20 protein-coding genes are annotated in these 20439 nt (G+C 66.5%); 9 read left to right on the top strand and 11 right to left on the bottom strand.

Annotated elements, in window-relative coordinates:
- Positions 1–159 precede the first annotated feature (159 nt).
- Positions 160–708, top strand: coding sequence for a hypothetical protein (locus VB716_RS03160; RefSeq protein WP_323269690.1), 549 nt, complete (start codon positions 160–162; stop codon positions 706–708).
- Positions 709–1228: 520 nt separating this feature from the next.
- On the opposite strand, the gene VB716_RS03155 is transcribed toward VB716_RS03160, so the two are convergent.
- The 3 genes from VB716_RS03155 to VB716_RS03145 all read right to left on the bottom strand — a co-directional run bounded on the left by VB716_RS03155 (position 1229) and on the right by VB716_RS03145 (position 4334).
- A complete protein-coding gene (locus VB716_RS03155) occupies positions 1229–1798 on the bottom strand; it encodes a Crp/Fnr family transcriptional regulator (RefSeq protein WP_323269689.1) in 570 nt (189 codons plus the stop codon).
- A gap of 317 nt (positions 1799–2115) precedes the next feature.
- Positions 2116–2985 (bottom strand): DUF6671 family protein, encoded by an 870-nt coding sequence (locus VB716_RS03150; protein ID WP_322758152.1) that lies wholly within the window; start codon positions 2983–2985, stop codon positions 2116–2118.
- A gap of 8 nt (positions 2986–2993) precedes the next feature.
- Positions 2994–4334: a cation:proton antiporter gene (locus tag VB716_RS03145; RefSeq protein WP_197158350.1), complete on the bottom strand. Its 1341-nt coding sequence runs from the start codon at positions 4332–4334 to the stop codon at positions 2994–2996.
- A 258-nt stretch (positions 4335–4592) separates the two neighbouring features.
- Here VB716_RS03145 and VB716_RS03140 point away from each other — a divergent pair, with 258 nt between their 5' ends.
- The gene (locus VB716_RS03140; RefSeq protein ID WP_323269688.1) at positions 4593–5072 is read left to right on the top strand and encodes a thioredoxin family protein; all 480 of its coding nucleotides are present in this window, start codon (positions 4593–4595) and stop codon (positions 5070–5072) included.
- Positions 5069–5890 carry a cytochrome c biogenesis protein CcdA gene (locus VB716_RS03135; protein WP_322758151.1) on the top strand — a complete coding sequence of 274 codons (822 nt, stop codon included), beginning with the start codon at positions 5069–5071 and terminating at the stop codon, positions 5888–5890. The genes VB716_RS03140 and VB716_RS03135 overlap by 4 nt, the downstream gene beginning before the upstream one ends.
- Positions 5891–5940: 50 nt before the next feature.
- Here the strand turns inward: VB716_RS03135 and VB716_RS03130 are convergent, their stop codons facing one another.
- The 4 genes from VB716_RS03130 to VB716_RS03120 all read right to left on the bottom strand — a co-directional run bounded on the left by VB716_RS03130 (position 5941) and on the right by VB716_RS03120 (position 9809).
- Entirely contained in the window at positions 5941–7032 is a 1092-nt protein-coding gene (locus VB716_RS03130; RefSeq protein WP_197158344.1) for an AI-2E family transporter, read from the bottom strand.
- Between the two features lie 146 nt (positions 7033–7178).
- On the bottom strand, positions 7179–7523 hold the full coding sequence (locus VB716_RS17420; protein WP_416238074.1) for a DM13 domain-containing protein: 345 nt from the start codon (positions 7521–7523) through the stop codon (positions 7179–7181).
- Positions 7524–7548: 25 nt separating this feature from the next.
- Entirely contained in the window at positions 7549–7758 is a 210-nt protein-coding gene (locus VB716_RS03125) for a hypothetical protein (RefSeq protein ID WP_323269687.1), read from the bottom strand.
- A 521-nt stretch (positions 7759–8279) separates the two neighbouring features.
- A complete protein-coding gene (locus tag VB716_RS03120; protein ID WP_323269692.1) occupies positions 8280–9809 on the bottom strand; it encodes a deoxyribodipyrimidine photo-lyase in 1530 nt (509 codons plus the stop codon).
- A gap of 297 nt (positions 9810–10106) precedes the next feature.
- Between VB716_RS03120 and VB716_RS03115 the strand changes: the two genes are divergently transcribed.
- From VB716_RS03115 to VB716_RS03105, 3 genes are all read left to right on the top strand, one after another.
- Positions 10107–10358: a hypothetical protein gene (locus VB716_RS03115; protein WP_197171003.1), complete on the top strand. Its 252-nt coding sequence runs from the start codon at positions 10107–10109 to the stop codon at positions 10356–10358.
- 5 nt (positions 10359–10363) lie between these two features.
- Positions 10364–10924: a DUF924 family protein gene (locus VB716_RS03110; protein WP_197158338.1), complete on the top strand. Its 561-nt coding sequence runs from the start codon at positions 10364–10366 to the stop codon at positions 10922–10924.
- 85 nt (positions 10925–11009) lie between these two features.
- On the top strand, positions 11010–11522 hold the full coding sequence (locus tag VB716_RS03105) for a BCAM0308 family protein (protein ID WP_197158337.1): 513 nt from the start codon (positions 11010–11012) through the stop codon (positions 11520–11522).
- 125 nt (positions 11523–11647) lie between these two features.
- Here VB716_RS03105 and VB716_RS03100 read toward each other — a convergent pair whose 3' ends face one another.
- Positions 11648–12061, bottom strand: coding sequence for a hypothetical protein (locus tag VB716_RS03100; RefSeq protein ID WP_197158335.1), 414 nt, complete (start codon positions 12059–12061; stop codon positions 11648–11650).
- 52 nt (positions 12062–12113) lie between these two features.
- Entirely contained in the window at positions 12114–14825 is a 2712-nt protein-coding gene (gene alaS / locus VB716_RS03095; protein WP_323269684.1) for an alanine--tRNA ligase, read from the bottom strand.
- Between the two features lie 68 nt (positions 14826–14893).
- Between alaS and VB716_RS03090 the strand changes: the two genes are divergently transcribed.
- Together VB716_RS03090 and VB716_RS03085 are read left to right on the top strand one after the other, a co-directional pair.
- Positions 14894–15325, top strand: a complete 432-nt coding sequence (locus VB716_RS03090; RefSeq protein WP_197159025.1) for a hypothetical protein — start codon at positions 14894–14896, stop codon at positions 15323–15325.
- 27 nt (positions 15326–15352) lie between these two features.
- Positions 15353–18454: a DEAD/DEAH box helicase gene (locus VB716_RS03085; protein WP_323269682.1), complete on the top strand. Its 3102-nt coding sequence runs from the start codon at positions 15353–15355 to the stop codon at positions 18452–18454.
- Between the two features lie 10 nt (positions 18455–18464).
- On the opposite strand, the gene VB716_RS03080 is transcribed toward VB716_RS03085, so the two are convergent.
- Positions 18465–19391 carry a class I SAM-dependent methyltransferase gene (locus tag VB716_RS03080; protein WP_323269681.1) on the bottom strand — a complete coding sequence of 309 codons (927 nt, stop codon included), beginning with the start codon at positions 19389–19391 and terminating at the stop codon, positions 18465–18467.
- A gap of 154 nt (positions 19392–19545) precedes the next feature.
- On the opposite strand from VB716_RS03080, the gene VB716_RS03075 reads away from it, so the two are divergent.
- The gene (locus VB716_RS03075) at positions 19546–19884 is read left to right on the top strand and encodes a hypothetical protein (RefSeq protein WP_197158329.1); all 339 of its coding nucleotides are present in this window, start codon (positions 19546–19548) and stop codon (positions 19882–19884) included.
- A 6-nt stretch (positions 19885–19890) separates the two neighbouring features.
- On the opposite strand, the gene VB716_RS03070 is transcribed toward VB716_RS03075, so the two are convergent.
- Complete coding sequence (locus tag VB716_RS03070; RefSeq protein WP_197158327.1) at positions 19891–20172, bottom strand: hypothetical protein; 282 nt, start codon at positions 20170–20172, stop codon at positions 19891–19893.
- Between the last annotated feature and the right edge of the window lie 267 nt (positions 20173–20439).

Genomic DNA, 20439 nt, shown 5'->3' with positions numbered 1-20439 from the left:
GCGGCCCGCCGCCTGCAGGGCCCGGGCCGCCACCAGGCCGGAGAGGCCGCCACCCACCACCACGACATCGACAGGTTCAACCGATGGAAGAGGCATGGATCCAGTGAAACGGCCGGGCGCGAGAGCAGCATTAGCCTCGCGCAAGCCGCTGCGGGGTCGATGGGCCTGCCCTCCATGCTGGCCATGGGCCTGGGGCTCCTGGCGCTGACTCCTGGCCATGTCACCAGGATGCAGGGCCTCTGCTGGCGCACCGCCGAGCCCTTCTCAACGCCGGAACCGGTTGGCCTCGACGCCCTGGCCGTCGGGTTCCCCGCCGGCGTGCCCTTCGAACGCCACCGGTTCAGCATCACCGCCGTTCGATTCGGCCCCGAAGCCACCGACACCAAGGCGGGCATGACGCCGGGCGAACTGCGCGCCTACGTGCGCTCCATCTTCCTGGCCGCGGGTCCGGGCGGTGGTCCGATCCGCCGCACGCTGCTGGGCAGCCCAGTGGACGGTGACAGCTTCACCACCTCCATCCCACGGCCACGGCTCGGGGAGATCTACGCACTGCCCCTGGCCAGCGGCGAGACCGTGGTGCTGGGTTTCTCGATGCCCGTCGAGGCTCGTGCCCAGGGCGAGGCGCTGCTGACGGAGGTGGTCACAACCCTGCGGGAAGCAGACAACGGAGACCCCAGCTGCGGCGGCAGCGCCCTCAGGCTCCGATGATGGGAATAGGAGCAATGCGTCTGGACTCAGTGAGGGCGCGTGGCGCTGATGCTGTGTTCAGAACTTGCGGAGCTCCCTGCGCATCTTGAGGGGCTGATGGCCTGATTGATGCTGGGTGTAGAGCAGGACTGGCAAGAACACCAGCACCAGGGCGATCGTGGCCACGACGCCCCAGGACAGTCCTGGCCTGCCTGCTGGTGGGGCATAACGTGGTCTGGTGGCGCTGCGGCGGCGACGCCGTGATGGCCTGTTGAACCTTCCCATCATTGGATGCTGCGGAGCTTTGGATGCTGCGGGTGGATGGTGCGGGCCCGACTTGCCGTTTCAGTCTGTCGGGGCCGGCGGCTGCCACCACTCTCGATTCAGCGATTCCGATCCGCTGATCCCAGGGCCCATCGATGCTGGGATCCTCTCTGGAGGCGGCCATCCTGGAGATACGGCAGAGCTTGCTCCGGAAACTCCAGCCACTTGATGGTGGATCCGGGCATGGTCCTCGTCGCCATGCCCCTGCCGTTCAGCTCTAATCCAGGAATTCAGAACAAGGAAGCCGCAGCAGGAGCGATCCGCCGGCCTGACAGGCAATCAGACCAGCCTGGCGGAAGCTGGTGAGCGCCTTGGTCACCGTGACTCTGGTCATGCCGGCGATGTCTGCCAGCTGTTGATGCGTGAGAAGCTTCTCGCCAAACGTGAGCGTCACCCCCTGGCTGGTCATGGTGCCGAAGCGCGTGCCGAACCAATCCAGCAACTGCAGCAGCCGGGCTTCCGCAGGACGCACACGGCTGAGCATCAACAGGATGGCCGCCTGACGCAACTGTTCTTCGAGAAACTCGCGCTCCATCGCGCTGGAGGCCTCCTCCTCTTCGACCACAACCGGCGAGAGCGTGCGCAGTTCGAGGCCGGAAAGGCCGATCAGCGCCGGGATCACCACCTCGCCGGGGCCCCAGACCCCGAGGGTGAGAGGGTCAAGCCCCGCACTCCAGCGGGCCAACCAGACATGACCCTGCTCAATCCGCCAGCAAAGGTTGGCGGGCAACCTCTCCCCGGCCCGCAGGCTCAGGCGAAGACAACGACGTGACATGGAGAAGGCCATCACGGGATACGGCGAGGAGCAGAAGCAGCAAGCCTGAGGCAGTCAGCGCATCAAGAAGCGAAGATCGGCCGACAGAAGACAAAGGAGAGAGGGAGACATCGCCCCCTGAAAACATGTCGACTGCCGAAGATACTCACCATAGACACAGGGGAAATCACGGCTGAATTAGATCCGCAAACCTTAAGTCTTGCCTTGGCAGATGTGTCGATTTAAACCCGCAGGATTCCAGATTGCATCCATAAGTCAGCGTGATCAACGCCTGGAGATTCCCGCCGCCTGAGGAGCAACCGCAACGGGCCAGCGGACCTGGTTGCGGGTCAGGGGTTACACCAGGGGCAATGCATCGGGTCAGCCTCCCGCCTGCCATCCCGGCGGGGCTTCAGCTCGCTGTGGCAACAGGCCGAACAGCCCCAGCGCTCCTGCGCCATCAGCGGCGTGGCAGTTCCGCAGCAACGGCACGGCAGGCCTGCCACAGCCTCGGTTCGTCCCCAGCCCGGTGATTCACAAGCCGGACACAGCTGACGGATCCGTCGCACCAGTTGGAAGCCCAGTCGGCGGATGCTTGCCATCCGGGTGGGATTGCAATGGGCTCGCATATCGGTTTCGAGCAGCACCTCGCCATTGGAGGACGTTGCAGCGCAGTGGGCCAACGCGACCTCCAGGTCAGCGATGGTGCGGATGGCCTTGATGCAGCGGCCGCTGGGGTCGTGCTGGGCTGGGCGAGCGATCAGGGCATGGCTGGGGAAACGCACCTGCTGCAACCAGGTGCTGAAGCCAGTGCTGTTGAGATCCGACGGCCCCACCGTGCGGCTGGAAAAGGTGGTGCGCATCTCCAGGCGCCGTTCCACCACGGTGAGCTGACGTTCCAGATCAACGAACACCAGCACCTCCTGGCCCACAGGCAGAAAAGGCACGGCGGGATGGGGCCCGAAGCTGCCCTCACTGGCCAAACCCAGTGGCAGCCCGGTGGCGGCCAGCCCGAGTTTGGCCTTGAGGCGACAGGTGCTTACCGGATCGGCCGGACGCTCGATCTCGCCGCTGAAGGTACCGAGCTGATCGGTGTCGCAGCCGCAGACCAGCAGTTCCGCCCCCAGCCCATGAAACACAGGCCTGGCCAGCACCCGCTCCTTGCCATGGAGCGTGGTGAGGCAGACCCTGCGCCCGGCATAGGGAGAGGCCGGCACCATCGTTGGTCTCAGGAAGGCTGGGGGGCAGGCACCGGCTTGGCACCGATCACCAGGCGCAGCAGGATCGGTGCCAGGAAGGTGGTGCCGATCACCATCAGCAGGATCGCAGCCTCCAGGGCTGGGGTGAGGATGCCGGCCTGGGTGCCGAGCCCCAGAAAGATCAGGCCAACTTCGCCACGGGGCATCATGCCGAGCCCCACCACCAGACGGTTGCTGGGTTCTTTGCTGATGTAGCTCCAGCCCGCCGCCACCTTGCCCACCACGGCCACCACCAGCAGAAAGACGGCCACGATCAGCCCTTCACGGTTGGCTGGGTCGAACGGATTCAGCACCGACAGATCCATACCGGTGCCGATCAGCACAAAGAACACGGTGGCAAACAGGGCCACCAGAGGTTTGACGGCCGCGTCGATGTCGTGGGTGTGCTTTGAGGCGCTGAGGATCAGACCCGCAGCAAAGGCTCCGAGGGCGGCTTCCAGGCCGATCGCCTGGGCGGCAAAGCAGCTGAGGGTGAGCACCACGAAGCTGGCCACGGCCACATCACCGGGAGCCTTGAGGCGATCCACGACCCAGTCGAAGACCGGCGCAGCGGTGCGGCTGAGGAAGAGGGCCGCCGCCACGAACACCAGGGCCGCAGCACAGAGCTTGAGAATCGGGCCGATGGTGAAGGCACCACCACCAGCCAGGGCCACCACCACCGCCAGGATCACGATGCCGAGGATGTCGTCCAGCACGGCCGCGCCGATGACGATCTGGCCCTCCTTGCGCTTGAGCCACTGCAACTCACCAAACACACTGGCTGTGATGCCGATCGAGGTGGCCGTCATGGCGGCTCCGGCAAACACCGCCGGGATCAGAGGCACATGGAAGAGGTAGTAGAGGCCCGCGGTACCGAGCGCAAAGGGCAACAGCACACCGGTGAGGGCCACCGTGCCGGCCTGCACCCCCACGGCCACCAGTTCATCGAGTTCGCTTTCAAGCCCCGTGAGAAACAAGAGGGCGTAGAGACCGATCTGAGACACAGCCTGCAGGCTGGGGAACGTCTCGCGATACACCGAGGTCACCGTTTCGGGGGACACATCGGCCAGGGAGCCGACCAGACCGAGCACCGCACCGCTGAGCTGGGCCTGCGTCTCCGGCGGGAGCACCAGATGCAGACCGGAGACACCGATCAACACGCCGGCAACCAGTTCGCCGAGGATGGTGGGGAGCTGCAGGCGCACCATCAGCTCGGCCATGGCGCGTGCCGCCACGAAAATCACGAGAAACCGACCAACCCCGATCAGGGTCTCGGCCACTTCAACCTGGTGGCTACCGACTTCCATCAGCAGCGCGGGCAAGGGATCCATCAAGTGTGGAAGAGGTGCCAGCTGTTTTAGGTGGGAATCGAACCATTCGGGTGGATGCAGTCGATCGGAACCCACAGGAGGCTGTGATCACCGCAATCAGCACAGGTGATCAATCGAGCCGGATCCACCGGTCATCGGTCGCCTGTTGCGATGGTGTAGATCAACAAGCCTCAGAACAGATCTGAGCGGCGTTGCCGGATCGAAGCAATCCAATTGGACGCTTGGCTTGTACTCCAACCATTCGCCCTTCCTGCCGCGATGCAAGTTTCCCTCGCCGCTCTCCTGCTCACGCTCGGGAGTGGGCAGACCATTCCCATGTCTGGATTCCTTCCAGTCGCACCGCCAGCCCAGGGTGCCAGCCCATGGGTCGCCCAGAAAACCGGTGCCGCCCTCGCCCCGTCCCTGCAGGGCAAACCCGTTGTGGTCGACATCTACGCCAGCTGGTGCCCCGCCTGTCGCACGATCGAACCGACCTTGCGTTCCCTGGAAAAGCAGAAGGCCGGCAAGGCCACCTTCGTGCGATTCGATGTGTCTGATGCCGCCAAGTTGAAGGCATCGCGCGAGCGAGCCCGTGCCCTTGGCCTTGGTCCCTTCCTGGAGGCCAACCGCAGCCAGACCTCCTTGGTGGCCGTGATCAACCCAGCCACCGGCGCCACGGTGCAGACCTTCCGAGCCAGCACGGACGCGAGCGCCTACAGCGCAGCGATCAAGAAAACTCAATCGATGATCAAACCTTGAGCCGCTCGGCCGTGCGAAGAACAGGACTGGCCGTTCTGCTGCTCCTGGGAGTGGCCCCACTGGTGGTGCTGGCGATGGTGCACGGGCTCCCAGGGATCGGCACCCAGCTGGATCTGGCGATCCTGTCAGCGTCACAGACCTATGCCGAGCGGTTCGAGGCCAGCCCCGCAGGCCCCACGGTTCTTCTTCCGTTCATCGCTTTTGGGGGTGGGCTGTTGGCGAGCGTGTCGCCCTGTGTGCTGGCGATGCTGCCGATGAACCTCAGTTACATCGGCACCCTCGGACCGCGCAGCCGGCTCCAGGCCATCGTCAGGGTTGGGGGGTTCGTGGCCGGCACCGTCGCGGTGTTGAGCCTGTTCGGACTGATCGCCTCCTTCGCTTCAGCCGTCGTGGTGGACCACCGCGGTCCGGTCCATCTGGGGGTGGGACTGATCATCCTGCTGATGGGCCTGAATCTGGGAGGGTGGCTGCCGCTGACCCTGCCCCGACTGCCCGAACTGCCCCCTGCCGGCGGCCCATTCCTGGTGGGCATGGGCTTTGGCCTGGTCAGTTCCCCCTGCGCCAGTCCAGTGCTGTTTTCAGTGCTCGCCGCGGCGGCGAGCACTGGCTCCACCCTGTTGTCGGTGATCACGATGATGAGCTATGCCCTGGGTTATACCGCTGTGATTGCCGTCACCAGCCTCTGGGTTGGGCTGATGACCGCCTCAAGGCGGCTGCTCAGCCATGGCGGAAGGCTCACCCGATTCAGCGCCTTGATCCTGTTGGCAGCTGGCACTTACTACATCGTCCAGGGTTGGAGCTGGACCTGGCAGAGCTGAGTCCAATCGACGCCGAAAAGAGGGGGCAGGTGAACAATCATCACCTGGCTTCAGACTTCTTCCGTGGTGCAACCACCCGGCAGGGCGGCGGAGGCAGTAGCAGTGGCAGGGAGCGAGCTGGGAGCCAGAAACAAGGCCTTGATCGTGGCCGCGATGGGTACAGCCGTGATCACACCATAGAAATCCGCCAGGGTGGCACCCACCATCACCGAAAAGAGGATCACGATCGGATTGAGGCCGGTGAGCTTTCCCAGCAGCCGGGGCGGAAGGATGTTCTCAATCACCTGATCCAACAGAATCAGCACGGAGAACACTCTCACACCAAGCCAGAAGCTCTTGAACAGAAACAGGACGCTGACCAACAGAATGCCAAGGATGGCGCCAAACGGAATGAATCCCATCAGACCGATGACGCAACCCGAAAGGATGGGGAACGGTGCCTGCAGCACAACCAAAGCTGGCGTCAGCGCACAGACCAGCACCACGGCCAGCACCAGTTGGTTGAAGATATAGCTGTTGAAGTTACGCCGAAGCACGCTGAGAACCTGCAGGCCACGGTCACCCGGCAACCAGGAGACCAGGCAGTTCCGGACCAGCTCACCTCCATAGATCAGGAAGAAAATGGTCAGCACGAGCAGGAAAAACAGGCTGAAGAAGCTGCCAAGCGATCCGGAGACGAAGCCGGGAATTCCAAGCAGCACACTTTCGATCTGATCCTTCACGTTGGCGGCCACGCCTTCAATGATCACGCTGGCATCAAGCGGCAGGCCCGCCTCGTTGGCCCTGCCGCTCAGCAGCACCAACTTGCCGACGCTGGAATCGATCCACTCCGGTAACGCCTGGGTGAACCCGATGAAGCGGAGCAACAGCAAGGGGATCACGGTGGCGCTGGCCAGCACCGCGCCACCGATGAACAGCAGGAACACCGCACCAATCGCCCAGCCCCTCTGCAGGCCCAGGCGCCTTTGCAGCAACCGCACCGGGAGGTTGAGAATCAGGGCGATCACCCCCGCCAGGATGAAGGTGGAGGCAACTCCCTCGAAGGCGCGATACAGCGAGCTGAACACCCAGAGGTTCAGCACGACCACAGGAAAGCCGAGGCCCAGCACCAGCGAGCGAGGCAAGGGAGAAGGCAGGTTCATGGGGCCAGGCAGCTAGGCCAACCCTTGCATGGATGGTCGCGCTGTCCAAGGGGTGGCTCTCGGGGTCAACGGATCATGTTGCATCCCTTCCACTTGGATCAGGGCTTCAGCGCAGCAGCGCCAAAGGTTGCATTGAAGCGACGACATCAGATCGCGACAGAGGCATCGCCATGGAGATTGATCGCGCCTGGGATGGCATCACTCTGTGCTCCGCTGTAGTGATTCAAAGGCGCCAGAACCGCGTTGTCTCGATCGTTGATCGGAAAAGCTGGGGGCCGGCTGGAACCAATCACATCCTGGGATCGGTGAAAAACCACGACCAGATCAGGACCCGAGATTGAGGTCGAAAAGACTGGATCCAATTCAAGGAAACGCCGTTGACCACGGCACGCCTGCAGTGCCCTGGGTCCGTCGTGGCGACAACAGAATCGTTCCTGGAGATTCCGATCACCGGAGGGACAACCGCAACGGGCTTCTTGATGCGACAGCAAGAGCCCCAGCAGGCCCGCAGGGCTCTCAGCCCCGGAGACGCCTGGCTCTCAGCAGGGCGAAGCCGACCAGAGCGGCTGCCGCTCCCCAGAGCAGCAGAACAACGACGAGCGAGATGAGGCAGTCAAGCGGCGTCTTGACGCTGCAGTACAGGAGCGCCCACAGCGTGGTGGATCCCAGGATCACAACAGTCGCCAGACCGCCCGCCACTACCACCCCGAAGAGCAGGATGCGCAAGACCCTGCGGCATGCCGCATAGTGATCACAACCCATCAACGCCGTGGAGCCTCCGCTGAAGCGGAAACGAGCAGATATCAGCGCGCCGCGCTTACATCACTGCGCTGGCATCAACGACCGGAGCAGCACCCGGATCCAGCTGGCTCGGCCCTTCCGTGACCGGGGCTCTCCCTGCTGCCAATCGGTTACTCCCTGCGCCTGCCCGGACTCCGCTTCGGCTCTGTGGCATTGGCAGCACTGCTGGGCCTGCTGGCCTGGCAACGCAGCCACCTCGGCGCTACAGGCGACGGCGTTGGGTCTTTGGCGATCCTTCCCCTGGTCCTCGCCGCATTCGCGGCGGCGGGCTCAATAGGGTCCTGCGTAGGCTGGCCCAGGCCTCGATTGTGTGCTGCCTGCTGCTGCTCGCCTACCTGGGCGGCGGAATCGGCGTCGGCATCGCGCTGGCTCTGCTCCTGGGCTCCCTGGCTGATCTGGCGCTCCCCAGCATCTCTCTGGTCATCGGAGCCATCGCCATCGCCCGATCAGCCGCAGCCTTCAGGATCCAGGTTCAGGCGCAGTTGCTGATCGGTGGATGGCTGGCGCGACGAGCCACCACCCCGCCGCCCGCCGCTGGCTGCCAGGCCGGAGCGGCGGGAGCCATGCCGGTGCTGGACCGCATCGGCAAGTTCCGCAAAGCCCTGCTCCTGACGCAGGGCCCAGAGTCTCTCGCGAGCCTCCCGAGCAGCGACGGCGGGGTCCACGATCGGCAGCGGGTAATCCACGCCCAGCACACAGCCGACGCGCAGCTGGGTGGTGGCCGCCATCGTCCACGGCTGATGCCGATGCACCGGCGGCACCCGATCCAGTTCCGGTACCCACTGGCAGATGAAGTCGCCGTTGGGGTCATGGTCCTGACCCTGCTTGATCGGGTTGTAGATCCGGATCGTGTTGATGCCCGTGGTACCCGACTGCATCTGACACTGGCTCCAGTGAATGCCCGGTTCGTAGTCGACGAACAGGCGCGCCAGCCGCATCCCACTCTCGCGCCAGGGCAACCAGAGGTGATAGCTGGCCACCGACATCAGCATCGCCCGCATGCGGAAGTTGATCCAGCCGGTGGCGATCAGGGCCCGCATGCAGGCATCCACGAACGGCAAGCCGGTGCGCCCTTCAGCCCAGGCCTCCAGGCGCTCGGGATCGCTGCTGCGCAGACCGGCGGTGAGCGGATGGAGCTCGCAGAACTCAAGATCCGGCTGGCTTTCCAGCTTCTGGATGAAGTGGCAGTGCCAGTGCAGCCGCTCCTCGAAGCCCAGCCGCCGGCCCGGATATCGGCGGTTCGCCTGCACCACCTCCCGCAGCGACACAGTGCCCCAGGCCAGATGGGGGGAGAGCCGGGAGCAGCTGCGGAAGGCCGTGCGCGGGCTGGAGAGCTCGCGGTGATAACGGGCGCCGCGCTCGCTCAGGAAGCTCTCGAGAACGACCAGCCCCTCCTGCCGGCCTCCAAGCTGCCGGCCTGGGCAGGGATCGGGTGCCAGTCCCAGATCGGAGGCCGAGGGAATCGGGCCGGGGTCGAGATCGCCCAGGGGCTGCAGTGCCTCCGGTGCAGGGCTGAGCAAGCCGGCCATGCGCTCCTCCCAGCGGCGCGCCCAGCCGTTGCGGCTGCGCAGGCGACGGATCACCCCGGTCTGGGGACTCTCGGTCCAGGTGATGCCATGGTGGCGCGCCCAGAGGGCCACACGCCTGTCGCGGTCGTAGGTCCAGCCGTTGCCGGTTTCCTCATGGCTCCAGAGGCCCGCGACGCCGAAGTGCCGCCGGGCTCGCTCCAGTACCGCCTCCACCCTGCCGGTCCGCACCACAAGCGGCTGGCCGAGCCCCGCCAGGGCCCGCCGAAGGTCCTCCAGGCTCTCGGAGCAGAAGGCCCACTGCCGAGCCGAAGCATCGGGCTGCTGCCACAGCTCGGGCTCCACCACCACCAGGGGCAGCACGGGCCCAAGCCGACTGGCCTGCAACAGCGGCTGGTGGTCCACCACCCGCAGGTCCCGCTTGAACCAGACGATCTGCACCGGGCCCATGGCCGCGACCCTAGAAGGCACGCGGCCGGGCGCGGCTGGCTCTGGCGCCCCGTAGACCGCCTGGAATCGCGACACATTCCGGCTGCTCGGGCCTGAAGTGATCTCCGCGCCGATCGAGGTACCGCTTCAGACGGATGGAAGGGGCCAGGTGAACGGCTTCGTCAATGACGGCTACGCCTTCCGGTGTGTGGGGTCTGGTTCACCCAGTGGCGCAGGACGGATCCCCGTATCGCCGGGCACCCGCAGAAAACGGTGATCGGTCCAAGGATGGAGTTGGAAAACAGAGATATCCCCGTCATGCGCGAGATCGTGTTTCGCGTGATCAGCGAGCGACCAGGCCACCTGGAGGCCAGGGCCGAACATCAGCCCATCACCATCACCGCCCCCTCCCTCGAAGAACTGCACCATGAGGCCCGCGAGGCCCTGATTGAGCACCTGGGCCCCATCCACGTGGCCTATCGCGCCCGCATCCGCCGCCCCGAGGCCGACCCCCAGGCCGTTCGCCACGCCATCCGGGGCCTCGGCCATCGGCCTGTCCCCTGCTGCTGACCCCCTTGCCTGATGCCGCTCCCAAATCCAGCGACGACGTTCTGCACGTCTGGTTTGAGGAGACCGAGCCGCGCCAGTGGTTCAGCAAGGATCCTGCCTTCGATCGGCGGCTGCGGGATCGTTTCATCGTCCTGACCCGTCAGGCCGTCGCCGCTGAGCTGACCTCCTGGGGGGAGGCTCCCTCAAGCGGCCTGGCCCTGGCGCTGCTGCTGGATCAGTTCCCCCGTCAGATCTGGCGCGACACCGCCATGGCCTTTGCGGGGGATGCCCAGGCCCTCGCCCTCAGCCTGGCGGCGATGGAACGTGGCTGGATCGAAGCCGAAGCCGATCAGGCCCGACGCCAGTTCTGGCTGATGCCGCGGATGCACAGCGAAGACCTGGCCATCCAGGACGCGGCGATCCCCCTCTTCGAGCGGTTCACCGATCCCCGCACCACCGCCTTCGCCGCCCGCCACCGCGACGTGATCGCCCGCTTCGGTCGTTTCCCGCACCGCAATGCCATTCTCGGCCGGGTGTGCACCGCTGAGGAACTGGCCTTCCTACAGACCCCCGGCTCAGGCTTCTGAGCCCTGCAGCCCTGCAGCCCTGCGGCACCACGTCCTGACAGTGCCGGTGCGCGTGGCTACAGCAGGAACAGTGAGGTCTGGATTCATGCACACGAACACCCCCAATGCACCATCCAGCCATGCGGCTCGCCATGACGGGATGGAGAGCGGGCACACCAGCGATCCCTACCTACAGCGCCACAAGCCGTCCGAACCCAGCACCTGTCCGGATTGCCAGGCCAGCTATCACGACGGTCGCTGGAGCTGGGACGCACCCCAGCCCGGTGCTGCCACCCACCGTTGCCCGGCCTGCGAGCGCATCAGGGATCAGGCGCCAGGAGGTGAACTCAGTCTCTCAGGCGGCTTCCTGGCGGCGCACGCCGAGGAGGTGATGCGGCTGGTCAACAACACCGAGCTGCACATCCGCCAGGAGCATCCGCTGGAGCGCCTGATCGACACCAGCGGCGATCCGGCCAGTGGTGAAGTGCTGCTGCGCTTCACCGGCATCCACGCCACCCATGGGGTGGCGGAGGCCCTGGTGCATGCCTTCTCGGGAGCACTGGACGCGCCCTACCCGGAGGCCGGCGCCCCGATGCGCGCCCGTTGGCAGCGCGATTGAGGGGTGCTCCACACAGACAAGGCTGTCTGTTCGAGGGGTCACAGTGGTCTGCGGTGGCTCAGCATCCTCCGGATGCCCTTTCTCTGTGAGCCCCCCAGGTCTGGAAGCCGTCCTGGCTTGAGGCTTTACAGCCCCTCAAAACGCACGTTGAGATTCAGCTTGCCCGGACCGATCGCGGTGGACTGCAGCACCAGAGCGGCTGCTTTGCCGTCGGGGGTTCCATCAACCTTGGTGCCGCTGGGCGGATCCATCACCAGGTTGAAGCCCCAGGCACCGCTCACGGTGTTGATCGTGCGTTCGGTGTAGCCCTGCTGGGTCAACGCGGCCTTCACTTTGGCCAGCAGCTGCTCAGGCGCCCCACCCAGCTGCGTGTTGAGGCTGGTCTGGCCGATCGCGTTGGCCGCGAACAGGGAAGGAGCTGGCTTGGGAAGCGGCAGCTTCAGTTCCTTGAGCAGGGCCGCTGCCGGTGCAGCCAAGGCGGCTGAGGCACTGATCATGAGCAGCGCCATGGTCGCCACGGGAGTCCAGACGAAACGCATCGGTGGGCACCACAGGGGTATCAGGAGGCTAGGTCCCCCCCTGAGTCAGCACTCACCCCTCCAGGGCACGGCCCAGTTCCTGCCTGGCTGCCGCCAAAGCCTCCTCCAGGGCCGATCCATCCCGACCGCCTGCCTGGGCCAGGTTCGGCCGGCCCCCGCCACCTCCGCCGCAGCGCCTGGCCACGCCACCGATGAACCTGCCGGCCTGCTGCCCCTGGGCGATCACCGCCGGGCCAAAAGCTGCCACCAGAACCACCTTGCCCAAATCGGACGGATCGGGCAGCCCCCCCAGCACAACGGCAGCACCCGGGCCCAGGTGATCCGCAAGCTGTTGGGCAGAGCTCTGCAGACCCCCTCCTTCCACGCCATCCAGGCGCGCCACCAGCAGCTGGAAGGGGTGGCCGTCGCGGGCCACCCCAACCGCCACCGCCTGCCCCGCCAGCGCCGCTGATTTCGCCAGGGCCAGCTCCTGGCGTGCAGCCGCCAGGGCCTTGGTCACGCCCTTCAGCTCCTCCTGCAGGGCACTGACCCGCTCGACGATCTCGCCGGGCTGGGCTTTGAAGCGATCCCCCAGGGCCTTCACCACCGCCTCCCGCTCCTGCAGGTAGGCCAGCACCGCCGGCCCCGCCACCGCCTCGATGCGGCGAATGCCGGCCGCCACCCCGGACTCGGCCACGATCTTGAACAGGCCGATCTCGGCGGTGTTGGCCACATGGGTGCCACCGCACAGCTCCATCGACACACCGGGCACATCCACCACCCGCACCACAGCGGCGTACTTCTCCCCGAACATCGCCACGGCACCGGCGGCCCTGGCCCTCTCGATGTCCATCTCCTGCACCTCGAGAGTGTGGGCATCGGCGATCCAGCCGTTGATCAGCGCCTCGATCTGCTCCAGCTCCGCGGAGGTCACCGCCCGCGGGCAGTGAAAATCGAAGCGCAGCCGATCGAAGTCGACCAGGGAACCGGCCTGGGCAATGCCGGGATCGACCACCTGTTTGAGGGCCGCCTGCAGCAGATGGGTGGCGGTGTGGTTCGCCTGGGCTCGGCGGCGGCAGGCGCGATCCACCTGGGCCGTCACCAGATCGCCGATCGCCAGGCTGCCCCGCTCGATGCGGCCCTGATGCACGAACACGCTGCGGTTGCGCGACACCCCATCGATCTGCACGATCAGGCCCGCCCCATCGGCACCGCCGCCCAGGAGCAGGCCGCGGTCGCCCACCTGGCCGCCGCCCTCGCCATAAAACGGCGTGGTGTCGAGCACCAGCTGCACGCTGTCGCCCGCCACGGCCCGCTCGGCCGGCTCGCCGTTCACCACCAGGGCCAGCACGCAGCTGGGGTGCTCCAGGGCCTCATAGCCCTGGAAGGCCGTGGCCTCCAGCTCCGCCGCCATCTGCTCAATGGCACCCTGCAGGGTGAGATCCAGGCTCACCGCCGCGGCCTTGGCCCGCTGGCGCTGCTGCTCCATCGCCGCCTCGAAGCCGGCCAGATCCACCGTGATCCCGTGCTCCTCGGCGATCTCCTCGGTGAGTTCCAGGGGGAAGCCGTAGGTGTCGTAGAGCTCGAAGGCCTGCTCGCCATTGATCTGCTTGGGCCTGGCGGCGAGCACCTCGGCCAGCAGCTTCTCGCCCCGCTCCAGGGTTTCCAGAAAGCGGGCCTCCTCGCGGGCCAGTTCAGCCAGGATCACCTGGCGCCGCTCCTGCAGCTGGGGGTAGGCCGTCTCCATCAGGGCGATCGACGCCTCCCCCATGCGGGCCAGAAACGGCTGATCGATGCCCACCAGCCGGCCATGGCGCACCACGCGGCGCAGCAACCGCCGCAGGATGTAGCCGCGGCCCAGGTTGCTGGCGGTGACGCCATCACCGATCAACTGGGTGATGGCACGGCTGTGGTCGCCGATCACCTTCAGGCTCGTCTGGCCCTTCGTGTCTAGGGCGCGGTAATCGACCCCGGCCAGGCCGGCGGCCGTCTCGATCAGGGGATAGATGAGGTCGGTTTCGTAGTTATTGGCAACCCCCTGCAGGATCTGGGCCATGCGTTCGAGGCCCAGGCCGGTGTCGATGCTGCGGTTGGCCAGCGGCGTGAGGCTGCCCTCCGCGTCGCGGTTGTACTGCATGAACACCAGGTTGTAGAACTCGATGAAGCGGCTGTCGTCTTCGAGGTCGATGCCGTCGTCACCCAGTTCAGGCTTGAAGTCGTAGTAGATCTCCGAGCAGGGGCCGCAGGGGCCGGTGGGGCCGGAGGCCCAGAAGTTGTCGGCCTCATCCATGCGGATGATCCGCTTCGGGTTCACCCCCACCACGTCGCGCCAGATCGCCTCGGCTTCGTCGTCGTCGCGGAAGACGCTCACCACCAGGTTCCGCGGCGAGAGACCGAACACCTGGGTGGAGAGCTCCCAGGCCCACTGGATCGCCTCCGGCTTGAAGTAATCGCCGAAGGAGAAGTTGCCAAGCATCTCGAAGAAGGTGTGGTGCCGCGCCGTGCGGCCCACGTTCTCGATGTCGTTGGTGCGGATGCACTTCTGGCTGCTGGTGGCCCGTGGAGCCGGCCGTTCCACCTGGCCGAGAAACACCGGCTTGAACGGCAGCATGCCGGCGATGGTGAGCAGCACCGTGGGATCGTCTGGAATCAGCGAGGCGCTGGCCGTGCGCTGATGCCCGCGCTGCTCGTAGAAGTCCAGAAAGGCCGCCCGGATCTCTGCGCCGCTGCGGGGCCGTCCGGTGGAGGATCCGCTGGCAGCGGAACGGTCGGAGGCGGCGGCCATGGCCCTGCGATGCGAAGGAACGCTGAACAAGGCATGATCGCCCAGCGCAGGTCATCGCTTCCTTGCCGTTGTCCCTGGCCACCTCTGGCAGTCGTTCACAGCTGCGGCTGCAGTCGCTCAGCTGGGCCCTGCTGGCGGCCGGCTGCGCCGCTGTGCTGGGGCTGCCGCTCGGCCTGGAGCCGGCCCTGCGATCGGCGGGCTGCGGCTTCTTCTATGGCCTGCTCGCCTTCCATCTGCAGCGGGTCGATCCCGACGACTCCCACCTGCAGGCCGGCCTGGTGGGGGCGGTGTGCGGCATCCGCAGCCTGGGCGCCGCCCTGCCGCTGAGCCATTCCCTGCCGGAGGCGATCGCAGCCGCCACTCAGGGGCAACTGGGGGCCGTACTGCCATCGATGATGATGGAGGTGATCCGTGGGTGGTTGCCGCTCTGGCTGCCACTGGTGGGCAGTGCCCTGCTGCTGCGCGGACTCCAACGTCTCCTGCCCGCCCTGCGGCCCTGATCTGCGGCACGGCCGTCTCTCCCTGCCATGAGCCTGCTGCACGCCACCTGGCTGTTTCCCCTGGAGGGATCACCCGTACCCGCGGGAGTTCCGACCCGGGGACGGCTGCTGCTCTGGGCCGATACCTGGCGCGTGGCCAAGGCTGTCCAACCCGCCGCTGAAGCCCCCGAACACCCGCTCACCCTCAACTGGGACGACCTGGCCACCTGGCTGCAGGACAACGACTTCTGGTCTGAGGCGGTCCGTCCGGCCAGCGCCACCCTCACCTTGCCGAGCCGGCGCCAGGCGGCCCGGGGCCGCCGCAAGAGCGAGGAGGAGGGCTGGAGCGGGCTGCCGCTGCAAGCCGGCGAACCGATTCCGAAGCAGGTGGAGTGGTGGCCCTGGCAGGTGGAGGGTCTGGCCCTCGATGCCACCGCCGCCGCCGAGTGGCTCAGTGCCCTGCCGCTGTCGGGCCAGCATCCCGAAATGGCCGATGAACTGCGCTGGTGGAGCCACCTGCAGCGCTGGTCGCTCAGCCTGATCGCCCGTGGCCGCTGGCTGCCCCAGGTGGAGGGCGACATGGCGCGCTGGCTGCCCCTGCTCAACCGCGAGGACGACCGGCGCCGCCTCGAGGAACTGGCCAGCCGTCTGCCGCAGGTGGCCACCTGTGCCATGGCGGACACGGCCCTGGCCTGTCGCCGGCCCGGCAGTGGGCGCCTGCGGGTGGCCAGCCTGCTGGAGGCCCTGCTCGATGGGCAGCTGCGCAGCGGCTTCACCCCCGCCAGCGACGGGCTGGATCCGCTGCTGCTGGCCTGGCAGAAGGCCCTGGGCCCGGGCAGCGGCGCCGTGGACCTCGACGGCGAAGCCATCGAGCGCCTCGAGGTGGCCACCCACCACTGGCGCGAAGCCGTGGCCGGCCAGGTGGCACCGGCCCGGGCCTGCCTGGAACTGTTCACCCCGGCGGAGGGAGAGGAGCTCTGGGAACTGCGCTTCTCCCTGCAGGCGGAAGTGGACCCAAGCCTCCGCTTGCCGGCCGGCGCGGTCTGGGCCGCTGGCGACCGGCCCCTGCAGCTGGGCGAGATCCCGGTGCCACAACCCGGCGAGCTGCTGCTGGAGGGCCTGGGCCGCGCCCTGCAGGTGTTCGATCCGATCGAACGGGGTCTGGATGAGGCCACCCCCGAAACGATGCAGCTCACCCCGGCGGAAGCCTTCGTGCTGGTGCGCACCGCCGCCGACCGCCTGCGGGACGTGGGGGTGGGGGTGGTACTGCCGGCCAGCCTCAGCGGCGGCCTCGCCAGCCGGCTGGGTCTCTCGATCGAGGCGGAGCTGCCCGGCAAATCGCGGGGCTTCACCCTCGGCGAGGGGCTCGACTGGAAGTGGGAGCTGATGATCGGCGGTGTCACGCTCGGCCTGAGGGATCTGGAGCGCCTCACGGCCAAGCGCAGCCCGCTGGTGCAGCACAAGGGCGCCTGGATCGAACTGCGCCCCAGCGACCTCAGGAATGCCGAACGCTTCTGCGCCGCGGATCCGGCCCTCAGCCTCGACGACGCCCTGCGCCTCACCGCCACGGATGGCGACACGCTGATGCGGCTGCCGGTGCACCGCTTCGAGCCGGGCCCACGGCTGAAGGCGGTGCTGGAGCAGTACCACCAGCAGAAGGCGCCGGACCCGCTGCCGGCGCCGGAGGGCTTCGCCGGTCAGCTGCGGCCTTACCAGGAACGGGGCCTGGGCTGGCTCGCCTTCCTGCATCGCTTCGATCAGGGCGCCTGCCTGGCGGACGACATGGGTCTGGGCAAGACCATCCAGCTGCTGGCCTTCCTGCAGCACCTCAAGGCGGAGCAGGAGCTGAAGCGGCCCGTGCTGCTGGTGGCACCCACCTCGGTGCTGACCAACTGGAAACGGGAGGCCGCCGCCTTCACCCCGGAACTGGAGGTGCGGGAGCACTACGGCCCGCGCCGCCCCTCCAGCCCAGCGGCCCTGAAGAAGGCCCTGCAAGGCGTCGATCTGGTGCTCACCAGCTATGGGCTGCTGCAACGCGACAGCGAGCTGCTGGAGACCCTCGACTGGCAGGGCATGGTGATCGATGAGGCCCAGGCGATCAAGAATCCAAACGCCAAACAGAGCCAGGCGGCCCGCGATCTGGCCCGTCCGGGCAAGATGGGTCGCTTCCGCATCGCCCTCACCGGCACTCCGGTGGAAAACCGCGTCAGCGAGCTCTGGGCCCTGATGGATTTTCTCAACCCCCTGGTGCTGGGGGAGGAGGCCTTCTTCCGCCAGCGCTACCGGCTGCCGATCGAGCGTTATGGCGACATGGCCTCCCTGCGGGACCTGAAGGCACGCGTGGGGCCATTCATCCTGCGGCGCCTCAAGACCGACAAGTCGATCATTTCGGACCTGCCGGAGAAGGTGGAGCTGAACGAATGGGTGGGGCTGAGCAGCGAGCAGGCGAAGCTTTACCGCAAAACGGTGGACGACAGCCTCGAGGCGATCGCCCGCGCCCCCCTGGGCCAGAAGCACGGCCAGGTGCTTGCCCTGCTCACCCGCTTGAAGCAGATCTGCAACCACCCCGCCCTGGCCCTCAAGGAAGAGGGGGTCGACGGTCAGTTCGCCAGCCGCAGCGGCAAGGTGCAACGGCTGGAGGAGATTCTCGAGGAGGTGATCGAAGCCGGCGACCGCGCTCTGCTGTTCACCCAGTTCGCCGAATGGGGTCATCTGCTGCAGGCCCATCTGGAGCGGAAGTGGCGCCAGGATGTGCCCTTCCTCTATGGCAACACCAGCAAGGCGGAGCGCCAGGCGATGGTGGATCGCTTCCAGGAGGATCCCCGCGGACCGCAGCTGTTCCTGCTCTCCCTCAAGGCTGGCGGCGTGGGGCTCAACCTCACCCGCGCCAGCCACGTGTTTCATATTGATCGCTGGTGGAATCCCGCCGTGGAGAACCAGGCCACAGACCGCGCCTACCGCATCGGACAGCAGAATCGGGTGCTGGTGCACAAGTTCATCACCAGCGGCTCGGTGGAGGAAAAGATCGACCGCATGATCCGCGAGAAATCAAAAATGGCCGAGGAGATCGTGGGCTCCGGCGAAGACTGGCTCGGCGGCCTGGAGGTGGGACAGCTGCGCGAACTGGTGGCCCTGAGCGACGACGTCTGAGCCAGTACTCTCAAGCGGCCACCCGCGCGATCATGGCCCGGTGGCGCGGCGAGCAGACGGAGCTGACGACCTCATCAAAACCAGCCTCACGCAGTTCCTGCTCCAGGTCGAGCGCGAAATAGGCGTCCATGTAGGGCTCGGTGCTCTTGAGCAAGGTCATCACGAAAGCCGGCATGGTCTGGTAGGCGCCGCTGGCGGGATTCATGTCCATCAGCGCGAAGCTGCCACCGGGCTCCAGCAGCCGACGTACTTCCCGGAAGATTCGCCGCGTGGCGCCCTGCGGCATCTCGTGGAACAGCAGAAAGGCCGAGACCAAATCGGCGCTGCGATCCGCCAGCCCGGTGGCTTCCGGCAGGGCATGGATCCAGCGGGTCACCTTGGAGCCGCGTCGGGCGGCGTTGTAGGCGGCCAGGCTGAGGTAGTGGGGCGAGAAGTCGAGGCCAGTCACTTCTGCCGCCGGAAACGCCTGCTCCAGAGCGAAGCTGCTCAACCCGACGGTGGCATGCAGATCGAGGATGCGGGCCGGCGGCTGGGGGAGCTGGCTCAGCAGGACGGCGTGATAGCCCTCTCTCAACGCCTGATCACTGGCGGGCCCGGCCTCTGGATAGAGGCTGGAGTGCACGGCATTGGAGGCCACCTCGAACTCGTAGGCCGCCTCCCAGCAGAGGTGGCCGGCGTCGTAGCCGTGAAACGAGGCGGTGTAGTTGGCGGGGTAGGCGAGATCGTCGCGCTGGATCGACTGCCACAGCGGCTGCCAGTCCTGCTGGCTCAACTCAGCCACGGTTTCCCGCCAGGGGATGCCGAGGCGCTCGGCCCGCTGGATCATCATCCGCCGCGCCTGCCCCTTGGCCAGAGCCCAGAGGGGCTTCACAGCCAGGGCCTGGCCCACCAGACGACTGGTGAGATCCGGCCTGCGGTCTTCGGTGGCGACACGCATGGGCAAGGGGATGGGCACGGATCCAGAACCTACCGCCCGCAATCAACCCTCCCACCAGTGGCCAGGCCAGCCAGCTCAGCGATCAGCAGGCCTGATCAACGCTTGGCAGGTGCGTCTGACCGAGCTAGCCAGTAGCAGGGAGCCAGGGGGAGTGATGGAGGAGAAACCAGTGACGCCCCACGCCGCCCCGATGCTCGACGAGGAGGGCCGTCTCACCTACATCGGCAACGACGGGCGGCGCTACGTGGTGCTCGGCTTTCCGCCCGACATTGACGACGCCACCACCGAACGGGTGATGGAATCCCTCCGAGGCAGCAGCGGCTTGTTCAACCGCATTGAACGACTGTGCCAATCCTGGCTGGCCCAGGTGAGCAGCCAGGATCTGCCAGAGCATGAAGCTCTGGTCCTGCTGCTCACCACGCTGGAAACCAGTCTGGAGGATGCCCTAGACGAGCCAGACGACGATCCTGACGGGTCTGCAAGCCCAGGTTGAGCCTGGTCAAGCCAGCGACAACACAGCAGCGTCCTCCAGGGTCGAACGCCCCCGCCGGCGGCCGAGGGGTTCGATCCAGTCTTCCCGGATGCTGTCGTGGTGCAGCTTGAACTGGGGCAGACGGCAGCCCAACTGAATGGTGCCGTCATCGAGCAGACGACCCAGTCGTAGAGCGGTGGCTTCCTCTACACGAGAGAAGGTGCTCTGCCGCGCGGTGACCCACGACAACTCTGACGGCGTGATCACGCCACTGGCGAGGGCCTCCAGGAACAGCTCCCCGAGAATCATGAGAGGAACGTAACAAGCTGGAAACATTCTGCCGCCTTCAGGGGCGCTCCGTGGCCCATCGTTGCCAGGAGAGAAACCGGAAAAACCAACCGCTGCCCTCGGGCAACCAAGGCAATCAAGCGTCCAGGCGGAGTCCACAACCCAGGCACACGAAAACGCCCCCGATCGCAGCCATCAGGCTGCCATCGGAGGCGTCGTCGTGGAGCAAAGTTTGACCTGGCATCGAGCTATTTTCGCAGGAGGCTACCCTCCAACTATCGTTGCCGC

The organism is Synechococcus sp. CCY9201, assembly GCF_034931105.1.
Lineage (GTDB): Bacteria > Cyanobacteriota > Cyanobacteriia > PCC-6307 > Cyanobiaceae > CBW1002.
This window is presented reverse-complemented; position numbering and strand designations above follow the sequence as displayed.